This is a genomic window from Lentzea chajnantorensis (genome assembly GCF_054300775.1).
Genome location: NZ_JBSDZT010000002.1, coordinates 3013585 through 3037270, shown reverse-complemented (window position 1 = coordinate 3037270; position 23686 = coordinate 3013585). Strand labels below are relative to the sequence as shown.

The 23686-nt window shown below is 70.3% G+C and carries 25 protein-coding genes and 3 pseudogenes; 13 read left to right on the top strand and 15 right to left on the bottom strand.

Features of this window, described 5'->3' with window-relative positions; genetic code table 11:
• Positions 1-77: 77 nt before the first annotated feature.
• Complete coding sequence (locus ACVDFE_RS15680; RefSeq protein WP_458430865.1) at positions 78-4874, top strand: hypothetical protein; 4797 nt, start codon at positions 78-80, stop codon at positions 4872-4874.
• Positions 4875-4899: 25 nt separating this feature from the next.
• Here the strand turns inward: ACVDFE_RS15680 and ACVDFE_RS15675 are convergent, their stop codons facing one another.
• Both ACVDFE_RS15675 and ACVDFE_RS15670 read right to left on the bottom strand, forming a co-directional pair.
• Positions 4900-6171 carry a hypothetical protein gene (locus ACVDFE_RS15675; protein WP_458430864.1) on the bottom strand — a complete coding sequence of 424 codons (1272 nt, stop codon included), beginning with the start codon at positions 6169-6171 and terminating at the stop codon, positions 4900-4902.
• Positions 6172-6217: 46 nt separating this feature from the next.
• The gene (locus ACVDFE_RS15670) at positions 6218-6799 is read right to left on the bottom strand and encodes a DUF7711 family protein (RefSeq protein ID WP_458430863.1); all 582 of its coding nucleotides are present in this window, start codon (positions 6797-6799) and stop codon (positions 6218-6220) included.
• 29 nt (positions 6800-6828) lie between these two features.
• Between ACVDFE_RS15670 and ACVDFE_RS15665 the strand changes: the two genes are divergently transcribed.
• Both ACVDFE_RS15665 and rnhA read left to right on the top strand, forming a co-directional pair.
• Positions 6829-7845 carry an amidase gene (locus tag ACVDFE_RS15665; protein WP_458430862.1) on the top strand — a complete coding sequence of 339 codons (1017 nt, stop codon included), beginning with the start codon at positions 6829-6831 and terminating at the stop codon, positions 7843-7845.
• A gap of 11 nt (positions 7846-7856) precedes the next feature.
• A pseudogene (gene rnhA / locus ACVDFE_RS15660) lies at positions 7857-8294 on the top strand (ribonuclease HI); the annotation flags it as partial.
• 250 nt (positions 8295-8544) lie between these two features.
• On the opposite strand, the gene ACVDFE_RS15655 reads toward rnhA, so the two are convergent.
• The 4 genes and pseudogenes from ACVDFE_RS15655 to ACVDFE_RS15640 all read right to left on the bottom strand — a co-directional run.
• Positions 8545-9171 (bottom strand): class I SAM-dependent methyltransferase, encoded by a 627-nt coding sequence (locus ACVDFE_RS15655; RefSeq protein WP_458430861.1) that lies wholly within the window; start codon positions 9169-9171, stop codon positions 8545-8547.
• Positions 9168-9422 (bottom strand): hypothetical protein, encoded by a 255-nt coding sequence (locus ACVDFE_RS15650; RefSeq protein ID WP_458430860.1) that lies wholly within the window; start codon positions 9420-9422, stop codon positions 9168-9170. The genes ACVDFE_RS15655 and ACVDFE_RS15650 overlap by 4 nt, the downstream gene beginning before the upstream one ends.
• Positions 9343-9876, bottom strand: a complete 534-nt coding sequence (locus ACVDFE_RS15645; protein WP_458430859.1) for an aminotransferase class I/II-fold pyridoxal phosphate-dependent enzyme — start codon at positions 9874-9876, stop codon at positions 9343-9345. The genes ACVDFE_RS15650 and ACVDFE_RS15645 overlap by 80 nt, the downstream gene beginning before the upstream one ends.
• Positions 9855-10238: pseudogene (locus tag ACVDFE_RS15640) on the bottom strand (aminotransferase class I/II-fold pyridoxal phosphate-dependent enzyme); the annotation flags it as partial. The pseudogene ACVDFE_RS15640 and the gene ACVDFE_RS15645, both read right to left, overlap by 22 nt.
• A gap of 73 nt (positions 10239-10311) precedes the next feature.
• On the opposite strand from ACVDFE_RS15640, the gene ACVDFE_RS15635 reads away from it, so the two are divergent.
• From ACVDFE_RS15635 to ACVDFE_RS15625, 3 genes are read left to right on the top strand one after another with little or no spacing between them, the layout of a single operon-like run.
• Positions 10312-10767, top strand: a complete 456-nt coding sequence (locus ACVDFE_RS15635; RefSeq protein WP_458430858.1) for a GyrI-like domain-containing protein — start codon at positions 10312-10314, stop codon at positions 10765-10767.
• Between the two features lie 33 nt (positions 10768-10800).
• Positions 10801-11112, top strand: a complete 312-nt coding sequence (locus ACVDFE_RS15630; RefSeq protein ID WP_458430857.1) for an ArsR/SmtB family transcription factor — start codon at positions 10801-10803, stop codon at positions 11110-11112.
• A 3-nt stretch (positions 11113-11115) separates the two neighbouring features.
• Entirely contained in the window at positions 11116-12024 is a 909-nt protein-coding gene (locus tag ACVDFE_RS15625; RefSeq protein ID WP_458430856.1) for an SRPBCC family protein, read from the top strand.
• Between the two features lie 259 nt (positions 12025-12283).
• Here ACVDFE_RS15625 and ACVDFE_RS15620 read toward each other — a convergent pair whose 3' ends face one another.
• From ACVDFE_RS15620 to ACVDFE_RS15610, 3 genes are all read right to left on the bottom strand, one after another.
• Entirely contained in the window at positions 12284-12694 is a 411-nt protein-coding gene (locus tag ACVDFE_RS15620) for a hypothetical protein (RefSeq protein ID WP_458430855.1), read from the bottom strand.
• Between the two features lie 864 nt (positions 12695-13558).
• Entirely contained in the window at positions 13559-13768 is a 210-nt protein-coding gene (locus ACVDFE_RS15615; RefSeq protein WP_360397777.1) for a hypothetical protein, read from the bottom strand.
• Between the two features lie 29 nt (positions 13769-13797).
• Positions 13798-14859 carry a DNA polymerase IV gene (locus ACVDFE_RS15610; protein WP_458430854.1) on the bottom strand — a complete coding sequence of 354 codons (1062 nt, stop codon included), beginning with the start codon at positions 14857-14859 and terminating at the stop codon, positions 13798-13800.
• Here ACVDFE_RS15610 and ACVDFE_RS15605 point away from each other — a divergent pair.
• Entirely contained in the window at positions 14858-15316 is a 459-nt protein-coding gene (locus ACVDFE_RS15605) for an NUDIX domain-containing protein (RefSeq protein WP_458430853.1), read from the top strand. The two genes, ACVDFE_RS15610 and ACVDFE_RS15605, sit on opposite strands and share 2 nt — an antisense overlap.
• Here the strand turns inward: ACVDFE_RS15605 and ACVDFE_RS15600 are convergent.
• From ACVDFE_RS15600 to ACVDFE_RS15585, 4 genes and pseudogenes are all read right to left on the bottom strand, one after another.
• Complete coding sequence (locus ACVDFE_RS15600; protein WP_458434342.1) at positions 15303-16073, bottom strand: endonuclease I family protein; 771 nt, start codon at positions 16071-16073, stop codon at positions 15303-15305. The two genes, ACVDFE_RS15605 and ACVDFE_RS15600, sit on opposite strands and share 14 nt — an antisense overlap.
• Positions 16059-16451, bottom strand: a pseudogene (locus ACVDFE_RS15595) (DUF6359 domain-containing protein); the annotation flags it as partial. The pseudogene ACVDFE_RS15595 and the gene ACVDFE_RS15600, both read right to left, overlap by 15 nt.
• A gap of 71 nt (positions 16452-16522) precedes the next feature.
• Positions 16523-17473, bottom strand: coding sequence for an NADP-dependent oxidoreductase (locus tag ACVDFE_RS15590; protein WP_458430852.1), 951 nt, complete (start codon positions 17471-17473; stop codon positions 16523-16525).
• Between the two features lie 42 nt (positions 17474-17515).
• The gene (locus ACVDFE_RS15585; protein ID WP_458430851.1) at positions 17516-18013 is read right to left on the bottom strand and encodes a DinB family protein; all 498 of its coding nucleotides are present in this window, start codon (positions 18011-18013) and stop codon (positions 17516-17518) included.
• 88 nt (positions 18014-18101) lie between these two features.
• On the opposite strand from ACVDFE_RS15585, the gene ACVDFE_RS15580 reads away from it, so the two are divergent.
• From ACVDFE_RS15580 to ACVDFE_RS15570, 3 genes are read left to right on the top strand one after another with little or no spacing between them, the layout of a single operon-like run.
• Positions 18102-18767, top strand: a complete 666-nt coding sequence (locus ACVDFE_RS15580; protein WP_458430850.1) for a YqeB family protein — start codon at positions 18102-18104, stop codon at positions 18765-18767.
• Entirely contained in the window at positions 18755-19351 is a 597-nt protein-coding gene (locus ACVDFE_RS15575) for a TetR/AcrR family transcriptional regulator (RefSeq protein ID WP_360397765.1), read from the top strand. The genes ACVDFE_RS15580 and ACVDFE_RS15575 overlap by 13 nt, the downstream gene beginning before the upstream one ends.
• Before the next feature lie 4 nt (positions 19352-19355).
• The gene (locus ACVDFE_RS15570) at positions 19356-20498 is read left to right on the top strand and encodes a cysteine desulfurase-like protein (RefSeq protein ID WP_360397763.1); all 1143 of its coding nucleotides are present in this window, start codon (positions 19356-19358) and stop codon (positions 20496-20498) included.
• 1 nt (position 20499) lies between these two features.
• Here the strand turns inward: ACVDFE_RS15570 and ACVDFE_RS15565 are convergent, their stop codons facing one another.
• Entirely contained in the window at positions 20500-21570 is a 1071-nt protein-coding gene (locus ACVDFE_RS15565) for a hypothetical protein (RefSeq protein ID WP_458430849.1), read from the bottom strand.
• Positions 21571-21680: 110 nt separating this feature from the next.
• On the opposite strand from ACVDFE_RS15565, the gene ACVDFE_RS15560 reads away from it, so the two are divergent.
• The 3 genes from ACVDFE_RS15560 to ACVDFE_RS15550 are packed head-to-tail and all read left to right on the top strand — an operon-like array spanning position 21681 to position 23302.
• Positions 21681-22187 (top strand): hypothetical protein, encoded by a 507-nt coding sequence (locus ACVDFE_RS15560; RefSeq protein ID WP_458430848.1) that lies wholly within the window; start codon positions 21681-21683, stop codon positions 22185-22187.
• A 13-nt stretch (positions 22188-22200) separates the two neighbouring features.
• Entirely contained in the window at positions 22201-22389 is a 189-nt protein-coding gene (locus ACVDFE_RS15555; RefSeq protein WP_360397759.1) for a hypothetical protein, read from the top strand.
• Positions 22376-23302, top strand: coding sequence for a YihY/virulence factor BrkB family protein (locus ACVDFE_RS15550; RefSeq protein ID WP_458430847.1), 927 nt, complete (start codon positions 22376-22378; stop codon positions 23300-23302). Before ACVDFE_RS15555 ends, ACVDFE_RS15550 begins: the two co-directional genes overlap by 14 nt.
• On the opposite strand, the gene ACVDFE_RS15545 is transcribed toward ACVDFE_RS15550, so the two are convergent.
• Complete coding sequence (locus tag ACVDFE_RS15545) at positions 23273-23653, bottom strand: hypothetical protein (protein WP_360397755.1); 381 nt, start codon at positions 23651-23653, stop codon at positions 23273-23275. The two genes, ACVDFE_RS15550 and ACVDFE_RS15545, sit on opposite strands and share 30 nt — an antisense overlap.
• Between the last annotated feature and the right edge of the window lie 33 nt (positions 23654-23686).

The window sequence follows — 23686 nt, the reverse complement described above, 5'->3', positions numbered from 1 at the left end:
CTTGGCACCACCTGTCCGTCCGCCCAGCGGTGTTCCGCAGCGGGAACGCCAGTTCGAGTGAAACGGAGGTCTTGATCTTGCAATCGCCCGACGCACTGACGGCCGTCCTGGTCGAAGCCGACCTCCTGGCTCGCGAGGACTCGACGATCGACGAGCTCTCACGGGTGCTCAGGGACCTAGCAGCGAACGCCGAGCACGTGGACGGTCTGCCCGCCGCAACCGCACGCCGCTTTGCTCCTGCGGTCGAACTGCTGGTGGAGCGGCTGCTGAACAGCGACGAGCAGGCAGGCGCGCTGGAGCTGATCGAGGAAGGCCTGCTCGACGAGGTCAGCGCACTGCAAGCTCAGCTGGCGCAGGCGAGAACTCCGGCGCCCGGTACCCCGCTCCCCGCTGGCACACCGATGTCCGTGACGTACCACGACGATGAGGTCCCGGTCGTCATCGTCGTTCCCGCGGAAGCAGTGCCGAACTCGCGGACACAGGCGCTGGAGGTCGTCCGGGTGGCCATGAGCGAGTTCGGACCTCGTGAGCTGGCACGCATCCCCGAACTCGTCACGCGTGCGCCGCGGTGGCTGCACGACTCCTCCACGGTGCTGGCCGAATGCGTCTCGTTGCTGACCGCGACGACGGGAATCCCGCTACCGACCGGCATCGTCGCGGTCGGCAGGTGGTCCGGTTCCGAGTTCGCGCCGTTGTCCAAGGACGAGATCTCGAAGCACCACGATGCGGTCAAGGCCGACGGCCGTTTCAACGCCCTGCTCGTGCCCACGACGACAGGTTGGCTGTTGCGAACAGCCGACCATGAACGCACGACCGACGACAATCAGCGCGGACTGGCCGGGCTCGCTGCGTTCCTCTTCGAGAACGCCTGGGCGAACTGGAGGCGCGAGCGCTTCGCCGCAGTGCTGGCGGACTGCAAGTGGCGCAAGGCGGACGTCACCCCGAAGAACGATCCGTTGCCGGAGATCCGGACCCAGCAGAGCCAGATCGTCAAGCAGATGTTGTGGAGGGACGAGGTCCCGGTCGTCCTCTTCGGCGGCGGGACCAAGTGCGGCAAGCGGGTGACGGTGACCCAGGTGACCACGCAGATGACCGCCCTGAACTGGCAGTGCGTGACGCTGAACACCGACTCCGACCAGGAGCTCACCACGCGCGACGAGCTCATCCGGGTGGGCAGGGCGGCGTTCGCCTGCGAACCGGAACGCAAGTACCAGCGGCGGTTGCTGGTGCTGATGGGGATGCGCCCGGTGAGCAACTCCGGCGACATCGCTGACATCCTCCGCGACGTCGCGCAGAAGCTCGAGGTGTCCATCTTCGCCCTGCCCCAGTTCGAGTCGGGGCCCGGCGCCGAGTGGACCACTGGCGGTTGTCCCGTGGTGCACGCGATCAGCGGACCGGAGCAGAGCCTGGACTTCGCCGAGTCGCTGCGCAAGAGCCTGCCCGACCTGCTCGGCGAGCTCACCGACGATCAGCTCCGCGACATCGCGCAGCGCAACGACGCGAACCTGCGGGATCTGTGCGACGAGCTCCTGCGCGTCGCACGGGGGGAAGACGAGGACGTCGAGGACAACTCCGGCGTCTTCGCGCGACTCACCGGTGACCAGCGCGAAACGCTGGCCATCGCGGCCACGAGGGTGATCCTGAAGCGTCCCACCCCTCAGGACGAGCTGACCGACTTCCTCGATGTCGACGAGTTGCCCCAGCTCGGTTTCTCTCCCACCGCTGTGCCGGGCTACCTCACCCTGAACAACGTGTCAGCGGGCGAGCGGATCCTGCTCGCCTGCGATCAGCTCGCCGGCGCGGCAGACCCCGCACGCCCGCGAGCCGAAGCGGGTGAGGCGGCGATCACCAGGTACTCCGCGGCGGAGCTCCGCCGTGCCGCCAGGTCGGACGACAAGCCGACGAGGAACACCATCCCGACCGCGATCTTCAGCCTGCGCATGTACGGCCCGGTGCTGGCGCGACGTGTCATCGAGGAGTTCGCCGAGAGCGACGAGTTCAAGCTGTGGCTGACCGCGGCCGGGTCGGACGAGATCGCCGCACTCCTGCGGTCCTCCGGTGGTCTGTTCGGCAAGAGGGTCGACGAGCTGTGCGAGCTGCTCGCGAGCCGGATCAGCGGACTCCAGATCGACCTCCGCCAGTCGACGCTGATGATGGTCGCGGGGGTCGTCTCCCGCTACCGCACGTCCATCGACGGCGACCTCTTCGGGCACTGCCTGAGCTGGGTGCGCAACGCCGCGGAACACGCGCTGCGGATCGGCTACGCCAGCAAACACGACACCTACGGGCTGTTGAACCTCCTCCTCAGGTTCAACGACCCGAAGATCGACGAGATCGTGATCGAGGGTGCGCGCGAACTGCTGACCGGTCTCGACCACACCTCCCTCATGGAGTGCCTGCTGGTGTACCGCGTCGACCAACTGGCCACGCGGGCCATCAACCGGTCGGAACACCCGGACCGCCACGAGGCGATCGGGGAGCACCCCGAGGTCCGCAGACTGCTGGGCATCCCCCCTTCGGACGCGAGCTTCACGTTGACGTTGCTCAGGCTCGCGTTGTGGGTGCACTTCGACAAACCCGACGAGGACTGGACCGAGAGGTTGCACGCTGCGAAGCCCGCCTTGCTGCGGGCGCTCGCCGGGGAGTCCGCGCGCGACGTGCACCTCGTGCTCTCGCAGATCGGCGAGATCAGGGTCGTCTTCGCCAACAGGGTCCTCAACGAGCTCACCTCGTTCAGCGACGAGATCAGCAAGATCATCCGCTCCTCGACGCCCCCTGCCGACACAGCGATGCTGCTGAACACGACTCGCCGGTTGCACCTCAACAGGGCGATCCAGGTCCTCTACCCGAGAGGCGGCTACGAGCCGGACGTCGAGCTCGCGGAGGACCTGGCGGAGATCGCCAGGAAGCAGCGGGACGGCAAGGGAACCGGCATGTTGCTCGCGGCACTGACGGCCATCGACGAGAACGTCCTCCGCGAGCACGCCGGCTTCGGCACGCTGGTCGCGGAGGACCTCGGCTTCGACTGGGTGGTCGAACGGATCCGCCTCGACACGCGGTCGTCGACGAGGTACCACCTCCTGAAGGAGATCTGGGGCACCGAGGCGTCCTACCGCAAGCAGCTCGTGGAGATCGCGCTGAACGTCATCGTCCACGCGGTGAACCGAGGAGTCAGCCACTGGGGTCCGCAGCTCGCCCTCAGGCTGGGAGAGCACGCGGACCTCGGTTGGGACTTCTTGCGCAGCCTCCAGGGCCGGCTGTGGGACGAGGGCGTGTTCAACGGCATGATCGGGATGCAGAACGCACAGGCCCAGATGCACTACCACCGGCTGGGGCGCGCGCTTTTCCCGCACCTGATCGGCAGGTTCATCGAGGCGTTCAACGAGATGCCGTCGCAGTACATGCAGGGCATCTCGACGTCGGAAGCAACGGTGGCCTGCGCGGCCGCAGCCGAGACCCTGATCGCCGGTGGTGTCACAGACGCGGGCAAGGACGTGCTCAACGTGGTGCTCGGCGACGCGGAGGACATCGAGAAGCGCCTCAGGAACATCTACAACGCCGCGGAGCTCGCTACCGCGATGCACAACCTGGCCCACCTGGACCGCACCGTCGCACGAACCGTCGTGACGGCTCTGGCGCAGCCAGAGGCGGTGGAGACCGACGACGAGGACACCGCCAGCGCGCAACCAGCGCAGCTCACCTTGCTCGCGCGGAGAGCACGACAGGCCATGTACGACAGCCCACTGGCCGGGCTGGACTTCCTGAACGCCGCCGAACGCGCCGCCGAAGGCACCGGCGCGCAGTTGCTGAACGACACCCGCGGGCGGCACGTGTGGCGAACGTTCTTCCGTGAGGCCCTGCACCTGCAAGACCCCATCGAGCAGTACCGCGCCACCCGTTACCTGACCCAGCTCGGCTGGTTGCCCACCGCCTCGAACAAGGAGTCCGCCACCGGCCTGTACCGGAAGTGGCTGGAGAGCCAGAGCCTTCAGGGGATCACGTGTGTGAAGCGCCTGACGGGTCTGCTGCGGATGTTCCTGACGTGGAGCGAAGCCGTGCCCGGCCAGCGCGACTGGCCGTGGAAGATCGCGATGAAGATCAATTTCGAGGCCGTTCAGCGACGTCTGGAACGGTGTCGCCCCGCCGACCTCGCCGCCCTGCCGCTGTTCGCGGAGTCACTCGTGCTCACCAGGAAGCGCGACGAAGCGAAGAAGCTGGTCGACCTCGTGGTCGGGCTCGGCAGGGACACCGTCGCCGACCGGCTGTCGTTGTGGGACCTCTACCGGCTGCACGACTGCGCGACCCGGCTGCAGGTACCCGGCGCGGCGTGGGTGACCGACCAGCTGGCTGCGCAGGTCTCCGCCGGAATCGAGAAGTCCATCATCTACAACGAGCGCGAACACTGGTATGAGATCGGCTGGGCCGTTCACCGGCTCCGGGTCAGCAACGCGCCCGTTCCCGAGATCACCCGCACCGAGCTGAACCCGAACATGGCTCACCCCTTCCTCATGGGCTGGGCGCTCAGCGCACTGCCGTCGTCGAAGTGGCTTGATCGCGAGCTCGACCGGGTTCGCAGCCTCGTCCACGGTGTCGCTCCGGTGACGGACCAGGACCGCTTCTGCGCGATCGTGATGGGCGCCCGCCTGGGCGATGTGGCCGCGTTCGTGGACGTCACCGACGCGGATGTGAAGAACTCGGTCGCACGAACGAGTTTCCACCGGCTCCGGGCTCTTCAGGAGATCGCACAGGGATCACCCGAGGTCGCCCAGCTGCTGGACGACGTCGAACCCGAGATCCGGATCCGCGCACGGAAACCGCTGGCCTTGTGCGAGATTTCGGCGCAAGACGTGGTGATCAACTTCAAGAGGACCTGACACGGCGCCGGCGTCGCCGCTCTCGTCAAGACTGCCCACCCGGGTTGGCACGCACGAGTGTGGCGGTCTTCGCCCTCCGGTCCACGATCGCCACAACCACCAGCGCGGCCGCCGCCACGCTCAGCACCAACCCCCACACCGGCAAGTACTCGGCTTCCGGCAACTGCCCCCACACCCGCCCGTAGTCGAGCACCGGCTGCACAACCTGCCGCAACCCGTCGGCGAACCCCACCAGCACCAGCCCGAACGCGACCGGCAACACCCGCAGGTGCAGCAACGTAGGCGCGGCGGTCGCCGCCGACGACGTCACCGCCGCCATGGCCAGCCCGATGACCAGCGCCCCCAGCCCGCCCTGCGTCACGTCGGCGTACTCGCCGGTGAGCTCGACCACCGTCACCATGAGCACGGCGAGCACCGCGCACGCCAGCGCCGCCACCACCGTCGGCTGTCGCAGCTGCGCCGCGAGCAACCCGACCCCGACACCGACCAGTGCGGCGGGCGCGTAGTTGGCCACGCTGCCGGCGGACATGTAGATGGCGAGCGTGATCGGCGCGGCGACCGCGAACAGCACGAGCCCCGCCGTCGCGATCCTGAGCAGCGCGCCCCGTCCCAGCGCGATCGCGAGCGCGGTGGCACCGGCCAGCAGGAGCACCCCTGCCACCACCGGTGCGGAGGGCTGTCCGACGAGGTGGCCGAGCACCGCCACCACCACCGGCAGCAGCGCGGCGAAGGTGCCCACCACCTTGGTGCGCCGGTCGAGGGACTCGACGGTCACCTTGCCCGTTCGTGCCGCGAACACCGCCAGCACCGCTCCGGTCACCGCAAGCCCGGCCAGCGTGATCTCCAGGGCCGCCGGCCGCAGCGGGCTCGACAGCCACGACAGCCCGAGGAACACCGTTCCCAGCAGCTGCACCACGACGACCAGCGCCGCCAGCGCGGCGTCCCGTGCCGCCGACAGCGCGCCGAGGACGACCAGCACCGCCCCCGCGGTCCCCAGCGACCCGACGATGCTCGCGATGCCCGGCCGGGAGCTCGTGAGGTGCACGTGCGACTCGGTCGTCGCGACGAGGACGCCGAGGGTGCCCGCCACCAGCAGCCACGGCCACCGCCGCGAGAACCACACCCCGGCGACCGCCGCCACGAGCGGCATCCCGAGTGTCGCGACGGCGTACTTGCTCAGCTCGAACGTCTCGCCGCGGGTGGAGACGAGGTCGGCGTCGCTCACGGTGAACAGGGCGAGGAGCGCCAGCGCGACCGGCCCCCAGAGCCAGCCGAGCTCACGACGGGTGTTCTGCACAGCGCGGAACGTAACCCAGCACGCAGGACGCCGGGGTGGAATCGGATCAGTTGACCACGTCGAGCAGCTCCAGGTACCCGCCGCTGACCCGCCACAACGCGTCCGCGTGCGGTGTCAGCTTGCCCGGTGCCCACCGGTGGTCGGTGTAGGTCTGCTGGGCCCGCCGCAACGCCGCGAGGCTGACCTCCAGCTCCTCCTCGACCCGCTTGCGCAGCTCGTCTGGTGACGGCGCGGCCTGGCGCACCAGCTCACCCGTGCCGTCGCTCACGGCGACGAGCGTCTCCTCGGCGATCCCGCCGGCCGCGCTCCACACCAGCGCGGGTCGCTCGATCCGGTGGTTCCACACCGGCGCGCCCGCCGACCGCCAGTGCGCCGCGAACGGGTTGCGCGACAGCCGCGTCGAGTTCGCCCAGTGCTCCGCCCCGACCGGTTCGCTGCGCCACGGCACCTCGTCGACCGGCAGGTCCACCACGAGCGCGACGTCGATCATGTCCACGTCCCGCGGCACGTCCAGCAGGTCGCCGAAGACCCACAGCTCGACCACCTGGAACCGGAAGAACGAGGTCGGCAGCTCGGCGCACTTCTCCGCGAGCTCTCCGAGGTGGTGCACAGCACGAGTCCACTTCACCCGCACGATCCTCCCCCATGATGTGCGCGGTGCCCGAACTGACCGCCACCGAGATCGCCCGCGCCGTGAACACCGGCGCCACCACCGCCGTGGACCAGGTCGCCGCCGCACTGGGCCGCCTCGCCCGCGTGGAACCGCACCTCCGCGCGTTCACCGAGGTCTTCGACTGCCTGGACCACGCCGCCGAGGTGGACCGCCGCGTGCGCTCCGCGTCCCTGCCCCTCGCCGGTGTCCCGATCGCCGTCAAACGCGGTGAGCGGCGCGCGCACCGGGAACGGTTGACGGCCCTGGGCTGCGTCCCGATCGGGCTGACCACCACTCCCGACGGCACCACGCCGTGGCAGACCTGGGGCCGCAACGCGTACGGCGTGACCCGCAACCCGTGGCACCCCGACCGCACTCCCGGCGGTTCCTCGGCGGGTTCCGCCGTCGCCGTGGCGTCCGGTGTCGTGCCGCTGGCCACCGGCGTGGACGGCGCGGGCTCGATCCGCGTCCCCGCCGCGTGGTGCGGCGTCTTCGGACTGAAGACGACCTCCTCCGAACGCTCGGCCGTCGGCGTGTTCGCCCGCCATCCCGACGACCTGGCGCTCTACCTCGGCTGCGCCGGTTCCGCCTCGGTGACCGCGGCCTGGTCCCCCGACCTGGGCTTCGCCACCGTCGACGCCGAGCAGATCGCGGTGGCGCACGCGGCCGCGCTCGCCCTGCGGCCTGCTTCGGCCGACCTCGTCCTGGCGGACCCCGCCGCCGACTGGTTCGCCGGACGCTGTGGCGCGAACCCCGCCCTGGACGCGTTCTTCGAGCACACGGACCTGCTGCTCACGCCGTGCACGCCCGGTCCGCCGCACGGCCACGACGGGCCGGGTGAGCGCGTGAACACCAGCTTGACCTGGGCGTTCAACCTGAGCGGGCATCCGGCACTGAGCATTCCGGCCGGGTTCTGCGAGGGGTTGCCGGTGGGTCTGCAGGCCGTTGCCCGGCACGGCCGCGAGGCCGACCTGATCACCGCCGCCAACCACCACCGCAGCGCTGTCAGACCTCGTCGGTAGCCTCATCGGGCATGGAGGTCGAGATCTACACCGACGGTGCGTGCAGCCCCAACCCGGGACCGGGCGGCTGGGGTGCGGTGCTGCGCTACGGCACGCACGAGAAGGACATCTACGGCGGTGACATCGGCCCGACGACGAACAACCGCATGGAGCTCATGGCCTCGATCATGGCGTTGGAGGGCCTGACCCGGCGCTCAACTGTGCGGCTCTACACGGACAGCACCTACGTGCGCAACGGGATCACGTCCTGGGTGCACGGCTGGAAGGCGAACGGCTGGCTCACGAAGTCCCGCGAGCCGGTCAAGAACTCCGACCTGTGGCGCCGCCTCGAAGCAGCGGCGAACCAGCACGACGTCGAGTGGCACTGGGTCAAGGGCCACGCCGGCCACCCCGAGAACGAGCGCGCCGACCGCCTGGCCGTGCGCGGCGTCGAGGAGGTGACGGGCCGCGAGATCACGCAGCCCGCGGCGAAGCCGAAGAAGGCGGCCAAACCCCGGCAACCGCAGAAGCCGAGCGAGAACCCGTGCGGCGCGCCCACCAAGAAGGGCACGTCGTGCCCGATCACCGCGGGGGCGAGCGGGTTGTGCCACGTCCACGACCCGGCGTTGCAGTGCGGCGCCCTCACCAAGCGCGGCGTGCCCTGCGCGATCGCGACCGGCGGTGGCCGCTGCGAGCACCACCAGGACGCGCTCGAACTGTTCAGCTGAGCAGGTCGTAGCAGGAGTGCACGGCGGGCTGACCCGTGTAGTTCGGGCCGGCCCGGTCGTCCGCGCCCAGGTAGCGGAACGGCAACGCTGGCCGCCCCTCACCGGCGAAGCTGATCAGGCGTTTCCGCGTGTCGTAGCGAAATCCGGCCGCGCGCAACGCCTTGGTGAGCACACGGCCGTACGGGCTGCCATCGGCGCGACGCACGCTGGCGACGTCGAAGTTCGCCACGAACCGGCCACCGGGCGCCAGCCACGACACGGCGCGGGTCAGCACGGCGAGCTTGTCGCCCACGTAGTGCAACCCGTGCACGCACGTGACGAGGTCGACGGCCGCCGCGGGTTCCCACTCGTCGACCGGCGCCACCACGAACCGCAGCCCCGGGCGTTCCGGCACGTGGTGGTCGACCAGGTCCACGCCGGTGATCGCCACGTCGGCGCGTGCGGCCTCCGCAAGCGCTTTGCCCGAGCCGCAACAGAGGTCGACCCACCTCGTGCCGGACGGCAGCCGCAGGTCCAGGCCGAGCTCGCGGCGGTACCCGGCGAGGCCGCGCTCGCGGTTCATGGCGCAGTTCGCCACGACCGCCGAGCGCCACAGCGCCTCGTCGGCGAGCAGGCTCACCGCAGCACCCCGGCGAGCCGTGCCATCCCCTCCGCGATCTCCTCGGGGGTGTTGGTGGTGAAGGACATCCGGAACTTCGCGTGGTCCGGTGTCGTCGCGAAGAACGGCGCTCCCGGAACGAACGCCACGTCGTGTTCCAGCGCCTCCTTCACCAGCACCGCGCTGTCGACCTCACCCGGCAGCCGCAGCCACACGAACATGCCGCCGTCCGGGTCGCTCCACGTGGTGCCGTCCGGAACGGTCGCGGGCAACGCGTCGACCATCGTGTCGCGCCGCCGCCGGTACTCCCGCGCACAACGTCTTGACGTGCGCGTCGAGGTCGTTGCGCGCCAGGTAGATCGCCGCGGCAGCCTGGTCCACAGTGGACGTGTGCAGATCCGCTGCCTGCTTCACCACCACCAGCGTCCGCAGCAGGTCGCCCGGAGCGCGCAGCCAGCCGAGCCGCATGCCGGACGCGCCTATCTTAGAGAAGCTGCCCAGGTAGATCGTTCGATCACTGATGGATGCGAGCGGGGCGACGGCGTCGCCGCGGTACCGCAGCTCGCCGTACGGGTCGTCCTCGACGACCCAGAGGTCGTGCGCGGCGGCGATCTCGGCGACCTCGGCGCGGCGAGCGGCGGACAGCGTGCGGCCGGTCGGGTTCGCGAACGTCGGGACCAGGTAGAGCAGCGAGGGACGATGCGGGCTCCCGCCAGCTGGAAGCATTGCAACGCAGCCAAATACGTCGGTTCCTCCACCGCGACGACGGTGCCGGGCTCCAGCAGTGCCGTCGCGACCAGCGTGAGCGCCTGCTGCGAGCCGGTGGTGACGAGGACGTCCGATGTGGGCAGTCCGCGCGCCGTCAACCGTTCGACGACGAGGCCGCGCAGCGTGGAATTCCCTTCTGTCGGGGCGTATTGCAGCACCGAGCGGTCCCGCAACGCCTCGTCGTAGGCGGCGCGCAGACCGTCCAGGTCGAACAGTTCCGGAGCGGGAAGCCCACCGGCGAAGGAGATCACCTCGGGGCGGGACGTCAGCGCGAGGAGGTCGCGCACCGGGGAGCTGGCGACGTTGAGGACGCGGTGCATGACCGCCACGGTAACCGCGCGGCCTCCAGCGGATCGCAGATTTTTTGTCAGGGGTCCTGGCTAGTTTGGACCCATGGACATCGAAACCCGGAAAGAGCAGCCATATGCGGCGATCAAGGACACGGTGACGCAGGAGACGTTCGGCAAGGTCGCCAACCGCTTCGCGGACGTCATGCAGTGGCTGGCCGACCGCGAGTTACCGATCCTCGGAGCACCGTTCTTCCGGTACTCACGCGTGACGGGCACCGAGTTCGAGGTGGAGGCCGCCATCCCCACCATCGCCGAGGTGCCCGCGAACGGCGACGTGTTCTGCTCGACGCTGCCCGCCGGCCGGTACGCCGTGGAGGCGTACGAGGGCCACCCGGACGGCCTCGCGGAGGTGACCGGGCGGCTGCTCGCGCGGGACCTGCCGTTCGACCGCGACGGCGACCGCTGGGGTGCGCGCCTGGAGACGTGCTTCACCGACCCCGCTGTGCAACCCGACCCGACGAAGTGGACGACGGAGGTGGCCATCCGCTTGGCTGACTGACCACAAATATGCCTCATAGGCTATATTGCTGGCATGGCATCTACCTTCGCCGTGCTGGCGGATCCGAGTCGCCGGGAGATCCTCGACCTGCTGCGTGAACGCGAGCGGCCGGTCGGCGACCTCGTCGACCGGTTGACGCTGACCCAGCCGACCGTCTCGAAGCACCTGAAGGTGCTGCGGGAGGCCGGTCTGGTCGAGGTGCGCACCGACGCCCAACGCCGCTGGTACCGGGTCAACCCGCGCCCGCTGGCGGAGGTGGAGGCCTGGCTCGCGCCCTACCGCGCGATGTGGGAGGAGAGCCTGGACGCGCTGGAACGCCGGCTCGACGAGATCGAAGGGGACTGACCCGTGGACGCCGAACTGCGGATGATCGAGGGCAAGCCCGTCCTGCGCTTCGAGCGCCGGCTGCGGCACTCGCCGGAGAAGGTCTGGCGGGTCGTCACCGAACCGGCCGAGATGAAGCACTGGTTCCCCGCCGAGGTCACCCTCGACGGCCGCGCGATGCGCTTCACGTTCCCGGACGCCGCCCCGGTCGACGCCGACGGCGGCGAGGGCGAACTGCTCGAGTCCGACCCGCCGAAGGTCTTCGCGTTCCGCTGGCACAACGACGTGCTGCGCTTCGAGCTCCTGCCCACCCCCGACGGCTGCCTGCTGGTCTTCACCGCGGTCATCACCTCGAAGCTGTCCGCAGGCCGCGACGCCCCCGGCTGGACCGCCTGCCTCGACGCCCTGGCCGCCCACGCAGACGGCACGGAGTTCAAGCCCCCGACCGACCACCTCGCCCGCATCGAGCACCACATCGCCGAGTTCGGCCTCGACGAGGGCACCGACACCCCGGCCGGCATCGTCTTCGTCCGCGACCTCGTCTGGATCCCGCTGCACGACGTCTGGTCCGTCCTCACCGAGGGCACCACCGTCACGGTCCCGCCCCGCGCCGCGCACCACGGCATCACTCCCGGCCGCCTGACCCGCGCCGAGCCCCCGCACCTCCTGGAGTACGAGTGGCTCCACGACGGCACGCCGCAGGGCGTCGTCCGCTGGGAGTTCACCCATGAACACCTGCAAGGCACCACGGTCACCCTCACCCAAGAGAACGCCCACGGTCCCGAAGCACTCGCCGCCTGGCACGTGCACATGGAACTCTTCTTCGCCGCCACCCAGGGCGACGTCCGCTGCCCTTGGCCCACCGACCGCGAACAGGAGCTGACCCACCGCTACGCCGCCCGCCAGCCCGCCGCCGACCACCCGGTCGAGTGAAGCTTGTCCTGATTCCCTCAGAGCGTCGTCTGTCAGATGTCCGAAACCCACACCCTCCACCGCCCCGCAGACAAGGAACGCGGGAGGGGCGGCAGCGACAGCCTCACTTGCGATACCCACGGGCCTGCGACGGTCACCGGCCTGCTCGATGCTCGAACTCGCCGGACGCCCACCAGGCCAACCGGTCGATGCCGAGCGACGCGCGGGTGGCGGGCCGCCCGATGGAACCCCCGCAGGATCCGGACGGGCCGACGACGGCTCAGTCCGCCGAGCCGTGGAGCATCGCGAGCCGGTCCACGCCCACGCCGCTGATCAGCAGCCGTTCCTTGCGGTTGCCGAGCAGGCGCTGGGTCCAGTCGACGAAGCCGCCGTCGCCGATCTCCTCGCCGTGCAGGTAGACCTTGAAGCACAGGCCCTGGTAGTAGCCGGGGGTGCGTGACGGGTCCGCGGGCAGGTCGCCGCGCAGTGCCTCGAAGCGCGGGTCCAGCACGCTCACCCGCACCTCGACGTCGCCGCACGCCTGCCGCAGGAACGCGACGTGCTCGGCGAAGGCGTCGCGTTCGAAGGCGAGGGAGCCGCGGTCGCGGCCGGCCGTCACCGCGCCGAACAGCGTGAAGTGCGCGAAGCGTCCGGCGCCTTCGAACTGCTGGGCACGCACGACGCGTTGCACGGCCGCCAGCCGAACGACCTCCCCGTGGGGTGCGGAGAAGCTCGGTGCGGCGCACCGCCGCTTCCAGGGCGAGCGCGTTGGTCGGGTCGGCGGCCACTTCGGTGCCGCGCACCGTCGAGAGCACGTTGTTCTGGTCCACCGCCGCGACCGCCGAGCAGGTTCCGAGCGGCACGACCGGCGCGAGGCCGACCACCGAGAACGACGGCGGAAGCGCCGCGAGCAGGCGGTCCTCAAGAGCGCGAAGGGCAGCGAAAGGCACGGCGTAAGGCGCCACGAAGCGGTCTGTGCGGTAGCGGCGCAGGACGTCGGCTGGGGAGAGCGCGTCCGCGCGGCGGTGCATCAGAGCGAGGAGGGCGGTGGTGAGTTCGCTGCCGGGGAGGCGGGTCAGGGCGTCGAGCACCGCGGGGCCGCCGAGGGTGCGCAGGACGCGGGTGAGCGGGGTCATGGGATCAATGGTCCCCATCGGGGCCAATGGATTTGAGGTGGCCCATATGGATTTGAGGTGGTCCATGAGGTCGTGGCGTGGACAGCCTGGAGATGCGGCGCGCGGCTGGAGCGGATCGCGATCTGGTCGTCACGGCAGCGGGGACGCGACTGACCTGGCGGCTGAACGGCCGGGGTCACCACGCCGTTCGAGACGGCGGTCGCGGTGCGTGGGCCGCGCACGCGGCGAAACGCTCGCTTGTCGTCTGCGCAGGAGGAAATCACGATCCACATTCCAGCGGAACACCAGACGGGCGCGTCATCGAAACCGAGGGCGAGAAAGCAACAGCGGAGAAGATCCGGAAAGCGGCCGAACAGTTCCGCCCCCCAGAAAGGCACTATCGGTTCGACAACCACTGCCTGACGCAGAAGCCGGATGGGTCAGGCGGCGAGTGCGGCCTGGCCGGCCGTGGTCAGTGCGGCGGGGCCGGGGGTGGCGCTGATCAGGCCCGCGGTGGTCAGGCGGGTGCCGATGAACTGGTCGGTGCAGCCGAGGCCGTCGACGAGGAGTGCGGTGCCGGAGAGCTGGCAGCGGCCGGCGGCGACGGCGCGCAGAACGGCGCGGTCGCGGTGGGTCAGTGTGGCGATCATCTTCTTCTCCTTGCGGGTAAATCTTCTACTTACTCATACGTCGAAGAAGAAGGCGTTGGTTCGACCTCATCGGCAGAGAATTCTGCGCGAACGCCCAGGAGGCGTACCGGGCGGTTGTGGTCGAAGCAGGCGAGGACGGTCAGGGCGGCGTCGGCCAGGTCGTGAGCGGAGGACGTCGGCGCGGGCAGTTTCATCGAGCGGACGTTGGTGAAGAACGGTGCGAAGCGCACCTTCACGCCGATGCGCACGGCTGGGCGGCCTTCGGCGACCACGTCCGTGGCCACCTCGTGGGCCAGCGCCACGACCTCGCGACGGATGTCGTCCAACGACGTCAGGTCCTGTTGGAACGTCTTCTCGTGTGAGCGGGACTTCACCACCCACGGCGTTGCGCTGACCACGGTGTCGCCGGCGCCGAGTGCGATCGTGCGGAAGTACGGGCCCATGCGCGGGCCGAAGCGGGCGGCCAGTGCGCCGGGGTCGGCGGTCGCGAGGTCGGTGACGGTCGTCAGGCCCAGTTCGGCGAGTTTGCGGGCGGTTTTCGCGCCGATGCCCCACAGCGCGGACGTGGGGCGGTGGCCCATGACCTCGGCCCAGTTCGCCTGGACGAGCTGGAAGACGCCGGCCGGTTTGCCGAAGTCGGTCGCGAGCTTGGCGCGCAGCTTGTTGTCGCCGATGCCGACCGAGCAGTGCAGGCCGGTCGCGGACAGCACCGCCGCCTGCAGGGACCGGGCCAGCTCGAAGGGGTCGGTGACCGAGGCGCCGACGAACGCCTCGTCCCAGCCCACCACCTCGACGACCACGGGGAATGAGCGCAGCACCGCCATGACGTCCGCGGACGCCGACTCGTACAGGGCGTGGTCGACGGGGAGGAACACGGCGTCGGGGAGCTTCTTGAACGCTGTCCGCAGCGGCATGCCGGAGTGCACGCCGAACGCGCGCGCTTCGTAGGACGCGGTGGCCACGACGGCGCGTTCGGCCGGGTCGCCGTTGCCGCCGACCACCACGGGTGTGCCGCGCAGCGACGGGTCGCGCAGGACCTCCACCGCCGCGATGAACTGGTCGAGGTCCACGTGCAAAACCCAGTCCGCCATGCTGGACAGTGTGAAACGGTCCGCCGGAATCCTCCTGTTCAGGAGAACGTCGCAGCTGGAAGTCCTGCTCGGGCACATGGGCGGCCCGTTCTGGGCGCGCAAGGACGCGGGCGCGTGGTCCGTGCCGAAGGGCGAGTACACCGAGGACGAGACGCCGGAGGCGGCGGCGCGGCGCGAGTTCACCGAGGAGCTCGGGCTGCCGGTGCCGGAGGGGGAGCTGGTCCCGCTCGGGGAGGTCAAGGGGTCCGGCAAGGTGATCACGGTGTGGGCGCTGGAGGGCGACCTCGACCCCGCGCAGGTCACGCCGGGGACGTTCGAGCTGGAGTGGCCGCCCAGGTCGGGGCAGCGCAGGACGTTCCCCGAGGTGGACCGGGTCGAGTGGTTCGGCTTGGAGGAGGCGAGCGCGAAGATCGTCTCCGCGCAGCGCCCCTTCCTCGAACGGCTCAGCTCCAGATAGCGGCGACCCACTCCGGGTGGTCGATGAACGGGTTGCGGTTGTGCTGGAAGCGGTCGTAGATCAGCTGGTTGCGGCGCTGCTCGAACGCGTCCGGCGGGTCCTGCCGGTGCCACTGCAGCAGGACCGACAGCTTGCCGTGGTAGGGCTGCGTGCCGTTGTTGACCGCGTCCCTCATCTCCAGGTCGGGGAAGCCGTCGGTGCCTTCGTAGCGCACGGCCATGTAAAACAGCATGCGCGCGACGTCGCCCTTCACGGCGTGGCGGGGCTCCCACGAGTCGGCGTCGCCGTAGTTGCCGGGTGCCTCGGAACGGGCGGTGCCGCCGTTGTCGAAGTCCTTGTTGCCGCGGTCGGCGTTGACGGACACGTCCTCCGGCCGCAGGTGGTGGACGTCCGTGCCGGGGCCGGTGGCGGTGCCGAAGTCGCCGTGCGACTTGGCCCAGACGTGCTCGCGGTTCCAGTCGTCGGCGTTGCCGCCGTTGGAGCTCTTGGACTGCGAGCGGCCGCTGTAGAGCAGGACGACGTTCGCGGGGTTGGCCGGGTCCTCGTCGGTGACCTTCAGCGCGTCCCAGACCTGGTCGTAGCTGAGCTTGGTCTGGTTGCGGATGATGCCGTTCAACGCCGACTTCAGCGCCGGGCCCGTCTTGCCCGCGGCCGCGGCGTAGTAGTCACCGCTTGGCGGCGGCGAAGTCGTCGTTGTCGTCGAGGTCGGCGGCGGTGTCGTGGTGCCGGCGAACGCGAACGCCGTGGACGAGGTCAGGCCGGCGTGCGAGAAGTACGCGCTCAACGAGCCCGTCACGTCGACGAGCCGGCCCATGAGCGACGGGGTCGTCTTCAGGCCCCACGCGGACCGGAACGACGACGGGACCTGCACGTAGACCATGCGCGACGTGCCGGTCTCGGCCGCCGTGTCGGCCAGTGCGAGCGCGTAGTCGCTGGGGAACCCGGAGCGGACGACGGTGGTGGTCGCGGTGGGCTGGCCGACGACGTATCCCCTGACCGTCGCGGACGACCCGTTCTGCTGGCTGATCGCCTGCGCGACGGTGAGCGGTGCTGCCGCGGTCGCGGCAGTCGCCCCGTACAGGCCGACCGCCGCCAACAAGCCGATGACTAACGCAAGCGGACTCCACCGTGCCATTCGCACTCCCCGATCGTGTGGATGTTGTGCACACGATCAGGGCTGTGGGTCAACGGACGGTAAACGCAGTGTCACGGCACCAGGACGACCTTGCCGGTGGTGCGCTTCGACTCGACCAGTTCGTGCGCCTTCGCGGCCTCCGCGAGCGGTACGACGTGGTCGAGCCGGACCCGCAGCGGGGGCAGTGCCGCGAGGTCGGCACCCGACGCCGACACGCTCTCGAACAGCTCGAACCGCACTCCGAGCTCGGCCGCGCGCTCGGCGGAGAACCCCGGGTTGCCCGGGATGATCGACACCAGCACCCCGCCGGGCTTCAGCACGGAGGCGGACCGCTCGGCGTACGCGCCACCGATCGTGTCGAACACCACGTCGACCGGGTCGATCGCGGTGAAGTCCTCGTGCCGGTAGTCGATGACCTCGTCCACGCCGAGGGAACGCAGGAAGTCGTGCTTGGCCGCCGACGCCGTGCCGATCACGTGCGCGCCGCGCGCCTTGGCGAGCTGGACCGCCACGTGCCCGACGCCGCCCGCGGCCGCGTGGACCAGAACGGTCTGACCAGCCGACAGACCGCCGCGTCCGGTCAGGGCCTGCCACGCCGTCAGCGCCACCATCGGCACCGCGCCCGCCTGTTCGACGGTCAGCCACGACGGCCGCGGCGCCAGGTCGGCGGCGTCGGCCACGACGTGCTCGGCGTACCCGCCGCCGGCGCCGGGGAACGGCAGCAGCCCGAACACGTCGTCCCCGACCGCGAACCCCTCTGCGCCGTCCCCCAGCTCCACGACCGTCCCCGCGACGTCCCACCCGAGCGTGAACGGCGGCTCCCCGAGCGCGGGGAACCCGCCGGCGCGGACGTAGGTGTCGATCGGGTTGACGCCCGCCGCACCCACCTGGACCAGCACCTGACCCGGACCGGGCACCGGGCGTGGCACCTCCGCGACCTCCAGCACGGACGCGTCGCCGACGGTCTTCTGCGTGATGACTCGCATGTTCTCCCCTTCGATGCTCTCGACGGGGATCATCATGCAGTTAGCGCAAACTATTAGTAAGTAGGCACCTTGTGGTGACTATCGGCGGAGGTACAGGTCGCGCAGCAGCGCGATCTCCGCGGCGTGGTGGATGAACTCGCGGTTGATGTGCAGCACGAGCGCACCGAACGGCAGGTCCGGGAACGGCTCCGCCGGACCGCACGGCACCGTCAGGTCCGCCTTCGCCGCCCCCGCCTGCCACCGCGCGAAGGCCTCGTCGAGCTGCCGCAGCGCCTCGTCGGCGGTCGTCGCGTACGACCAGGTCAGGTAGTCGGCCGGCGGTCCGCCGAAGTGCGCCGCCGAACGGGCGTTGAGCACTCCGACGACGACGTGGGCCATCCGCCACGCGATCGTCGTGACCGGCGCGGGTTCCGGCACGGGGTGCTCCCAGTCGATCGACCCGTCGCGGTGCACCGTCCACGCGCCGGGCACGGGCTCCCAGAAGTACTCGTCGTCGGTCAGCCCGTCGAGCCGTGCGCGCAGCTGGTGGCGCCAGTGCCAGTCGAGCTGGTCGGTCAGTTCCTTGTTCCAGTCCATGCCCGGACGCTAAGACCGCTTGCGGACAACCACCGCCCTGAAAGCACCACGACATTCATAAACCGAGCGCTCGATATAGTATTGGCGCATGACGACGGTGCAGGAGACCGCGGCGGTCCGGTACGGCATGTGGGTGCTGTGCCCGGCCATCGGTGCCGCCGCGGTCTGGGGGCTGAAGCTGGCGGCGAACTGGGTGGCCGGCCTGAGCTGGTTCCCCTTCCAAGGGGTGTTCAGGCTGGTCACGGAGCTTCCCGAGCCGTGGGTGACGATCGGTGCGCCCGTGGTCGGCGCGGGGCTCGGGTTCGTGTTCGCGCTGATCTGGGCCGCGGACATGCTGTCCGTGGACGTCGGGCACGACCGGGTCGCGCTCCACAGGGACGACGGGAGCTTCGAGTTCACCCGCGCCGAGGTCGAGTCCGCGTTCAGCGAGGGCAGGCAGCTGGTGCTGCTGGGAACGAACGGCGCCGAGCTGGCCCGGGAGAGCACGGACATCTCCGCGAGCAGGCTGGAACAGGCGTTCACCGGCCAAGGCTACCGGTGGCGCGACGCCGACCCGTTCGCCGACGACTTCCGGCTGTGGGTGGAGGACACGCCCGGCCTGCCGCCGGACGTGAACGCGCTGCTGGCCGCCCGCAAGAAGGCGATCACGCGGTACGAGCACGGCGAGGCCGCCGAGCTGGCGCGAGAGGTCCGCAAACGCGGCGTCTGCGTCAAGGACAAGAAGAAGAGGCAGTACTACCGGTGCGCACCGTAGACCCGGCGAAGCACGCGCGGAAGAAACGGCACATCACCGACACCGCGGCCGGCCTGTTCGCCGAGAAGGGCTTCGAACGCACGACCGTCGCGGACATCTGCCGGCGGGCGGGCATCAGCACGGGCAGCCTGTTCCACTACTTCCCCACCAAGCGCGCGATCTTCGAGGAGATCTTCGAGCAGGACGGCCAGGACAACGCCGAGGTGTTCGCACAGGCGCGCGCGCTCACGCCGTGGGAGGGCGTGCAGCTGGTCGTCGAGCACCTCGCCGCACCGGCCATGGACCGCGTGGTGGCCGGTCTGGTGCTGGAGGTCGTGGCGCAGGCGAGCCGCGACCCGGAGCTGTCCGCGCTGATCAGCCGCAACGAGGTGGTGGTGCGCGACGAGCTCGCCGCGCTGCTGCAGCGGGCCCACGACGAGGGCCAGGTGGTGCTGCCGGTGAGCGCGCGGACCGCCGCGAGCTGGGCGCAGGGCCTGGTCGACGTCCTCTACACGCGGCTCGTCGACCCGGACTTCGACCCGGCCGAACAGGTGACGACCCTCCGGTTGATCCTTTCCCGTTTCCTGGGTGCTGCCGCACCATGAGGGCATGGCTTACGACGTCGCCCGAGTCCGCTCCCACTTCCCGGCCCTGCGGGAGGGCGCCGCGCACTTCGACGGCCCCGGCGGGTCTCAGGTGCCGGACGTCGTCGCCGACGCCGTCCGCGACACGCTGCTCAGCGCCGTGTCGAACCGGGGTTCGGTCACGGCGGCCGAGCGCAGGGCCGAGGAGGTCGTGCGGACGGCGCGCCGCACGATGGCCGAGTTCCTCAACGCCGGCAGCATCGTGTTCGGCCGCAGCATGACCCAGCTGACCTACGACCTGGCCCGCACGCTCGCGAAGAACTGGCGGCCGGGCGACGAGATCGTCGTGACCAGGATGGACCACGACGCGAACATCCGGCCGTGGGTGCAGGCGGCCGAGGCGGCACGGGCCACGGTGCGGTGGGCGCCGTTCGACCGGGCCACCGGTGAGCTGCCGGTGGAGGCGGTGACGAACCTGCTGTCGGACCGCACGCGGGTCGTGGCGGTCACGGCGGCGTCGAACCTGCTCGGCACCCGGCCCGACATCCAGGCCATCGCGAACGCCGCGCACGAGATGGCCGCGTTCGTCTTCGTCGACGGCGTGCACTACACCCCGCACGTGCCGGTGGACGTCGAGGAGCTCGACGCCGACTTCTTCGTGTGCTCGCCCTACAAGTTCCTCGGCCCGCACCTGGGGGTGCTCGCGGCGGCACCGGAGCTGCTGGAGACGCTGCGGCCGGACAAGCTGCTGCCCTCGACGAACACCGTGCCGGAACGGTTCGAGCTCGGCACGCTCCCCTACGAACTGCTGGCCGGCACGACCGCCGCCGTGGAGTTCATGCGCACCCTCGACGGCTTGGAGGAGCACGAGCTGAAGCTGCGCGACCAGTTGGAGAACGGGCTGCTGGAGCTCGGCGCCCGCGTCTACAGCAAGGCGGCGAACCGCACGCCGACGGTGCTGTTCTCGGTCGACGGCCTGGAGCCCGCCGAGGTGTACCGCAGGCTCGGCGCCGAGGGCGTCAACGCGCCGGCCGGCCACTTCTACGCGCTGGAGTGCTCGCGGTGGCTCGGCCTCGGCGACAAGGGCGCTGTGCGCGCGGGCATCGGCCCGTACAACGACGAGTCCGATGTGGACCGTCTGCTCAAGGCCGTCGCACGACTGCGTTGAGTCAGACGAAGAAGAACAACCCGATGTAGCCGAGGCCGACGAACAGCGACGCGTTCAGCTTGCGCGTTACGTTCTCGTGCCGGTGGAAGGCGATCAACGCGCGCGCCCGCGCCCCCATCACCTTCTCGCCCGCCTCGGGGTCGGGCAGCTGCGGTGTCGTGATCACGTCGCCGGTCGGGCCGAACGCGAGCATCAGCTGCGGGCCTGACCGGCGCACGCCGTGCAGCTGCTGCCACGGCACGCGGTAGCTCCAGATCCCGGTGTAGAGCACGACCGCGCCGGCGTCCAGGCGCAGCAGCGGCTGGAACCGGGTCACCGCCGACACCGCGCACTGCATGCCCAGCAGTCCGAGCACGACCCAGTCCGGGTAGTGGTGCACCGCGACCAGTGCCCCCACGGCGGCCAGCGCCAGCACCACGCCCTCGACCAGTCTGCGGTCACCCGGCCAGATGGCGTGCGGCAGCTCGACCGGCGCGGTCCCGGTGACCGGTTCGCCGGGCAGGTGTGCACTGTGGACGATGTGCCGCGGCCGCACGCGGGTCAGCGTGGTGGTCGCCACGACCTCGCCCTCGACCACAACCGCGACCTGCCCGCCGTGGTGCCACTCGCCCGCGATCACGACCTCCGCCGGCTCGTGCTGCGCCGGCGGCGGCTCCTCGCCCCGCCACACCGCGCCGAACTCCTCGGTGTCGTGGTACAGCGGCTCGTCCAGCCCGAGATCGGTCATCACCGCGACGGTGGCGACGTCTTCCCTGTTGTACCGCAGGAGAATCCGGCGCACGGTCAGCGGGTGCGCCTGCACCCGCACCGCCGTGACCGGGCCGGTCCACAGCGAGCGGCGGCGCCGTTCCCGCGCCGCGAGCAGGACCGCGAAGAACACCGCGGCACCGCCGAGCGTGAGCCACCAGGTGACGTCCTCCGGCTCGGCGACCATCCGCACCCACGGGCCGTCCGCGAGCACCGGCACCTTGTCGCCCACCTGGTAGCTGTCGGGGGCGAGCGGTTCGAACGCTGTCCGCTGCCCCTCCGGCAGCTCCACCCACACCTGGTAGGCGTCCTTGACCTCGACCACCTCGGCGTCGACCCGGCTGGCCTGCGCGACGTGCCCGGCGACCTCGTCGGAAGCTCAGGTCGTACTGCACGAACGTGAGGAAACCGAACAGCACCAGCAGAACGGCGACGATGCGCAGCACCCCGCGCGGTGGCGGCATGTCCGGCAGGGTCACCACCACCGGGCCCGCCGCCTGGCGCTGGTCCGCACGTGACCGGACCGTCAACGCCGCGACGACCGCGCAGGCCGCCGCGTGCAGCCCGAACGCGATGTTCGCCGTCGGGTCGTTGTCGAGCGCGAGCTCCATGACACCGAACAGCACGCCCATCGCGCACCCGGTGAGCACGCGGCCGAACAGCAACAGCAGCGGTGCCGCCAGCAACGGCACCACGGCGAGCGCGAACAGCGGGTCGGGCAGGCAGGGCCGCGCCGTCGTGCACGGAGCCTCCCCCGCCGCACCGGAGACGACGAACGCGAGCACCCAGCCGCCGACCAGCCCTGCCTTGGTCACCCACCACGGAACCGCTGCCGCGTGCCAGCGCTGGACATCCATGTGCGGATCATGGCACGACCATTGCTCCGAACGGTGTGGTTCACCACCGGTCGAGTGGGTATCCGCAGCTCACATCGACCCATGAGGTGGAGGATCACATGCTGGCAATAGCGGCCGCAGTGGCGTTCGGCCTCGCCCTGCTGTTCGATCTCGCGAAGATCTCGCTCGGCAGCGTCGTCACGCTGAACACGCTGGTGACGCTCGGCCTGTTGCTGGTCGCGCTGCACCTCGCCGGCGTCGGCACGGGTACGCGATCGTTGAGCTGGCGGCGCCGTGCCCGCAGGTAAAGCGCCGGAGAGCCCCGCCAAGCTGCCCAAGGGCGCTTGGTGGGGCGTTCTCAAGCGCACGGTCAAAGAGTTCAACGACGACAACCTGACCGACTGGGCGGCCGCGCTCACCTACTACGCGGTGCTGTCGCTGTTCCCCGGTCTGATCGTCCTCACGTCGGTGCTCGCGCTGCTCGGTGAGACGACGACGCAGGAGCTGCTGAAGTACGTCGACGAGGTGGCGCCCGGCGAGGCCGGCGACCTGATCAAGTCGTCGATCCAGGAGCTGCAGAACAGCCAGAACGCCGCCAGCGTGCTCGGCATCGTCGCCCTGCTGACGGCGCTGTGGACGGCGTCGGGGTACCTCGGTGCGTTCATGCGGGCCTGCAACGCCATGTACGACGTGCAGGAGGGCCGGCCGTTCTGGAAGCTCGTGCCGTTGCGGCTCGGGCTCACCCTCGGCTCGGTCGTGCTGATCTCGCTCACCCTCGGCGCGCTGGTGCTGACCGGCGGGGTCGCGGACACCGTCGGCGACTGGCTGGGTCTGGGCGACGCGGTCGTCACCGTGTGGGACGTCGTGAAGTGGCCGGTGATCCTGCTGCTGGTGAGCCTCGCGTTCGCGGTGCTCTACTGGGCGGCGCCGAACGTGCGGCAGCCGGGCTTCCGCTGGGTCACGCCGGGCAGCCTGCTCGCGATCGTGCTGTGGGCGCTCGCGACCGTCGGTTTCGCGATCTACGTGGCGAACTTCGCGTCCTACAACAAGACCTACGGCTCGCTCGGTGGCGTGATCGTCTTCCTGGTGTGGCTGTGGATCTCGAACATCGCGGTGCTGCTGGGCGCCGAGTTCGACGCGGAGCTGGAACGCGGCCGCCGCATCGAGCAGGGCGAGGACCCGGAGAAGGCCTCACCCGAGCCGCGAGATCTCCCGGGGTAGCTCGGCCTTCGTCGCACGCCACTCGCCGTCCGGGCCGGCCTCGATGCGCTCGGTGCCGTCGTTGGGCACCACCACCCACAGCTGGTCCGCCGACGACAGCCACACCACGCCGATGCCGTCGGCCCGGTGGCTGGTGGCGTACTCGTAGGACTTGCGGAACACGTCACCGCCGTTGCGGTCGGTCACCCGCACCTCGCTCGCGCTCTCGGCGTGCGCGACGAACTTGCCGCTGGGCGAGGTCTTCGGCGCGCCGGGGCTCGCGAACCGGTCCTGCCGGTCGTCACCGCACGCCGTCAGCACCAGCAGCAGAGCGAGGACCGCGGTGGCAAGACGGGAAAAGCGGTGCGTCATACCGCCAAAGGTAGCTAGCGTGATCAGCCGTGT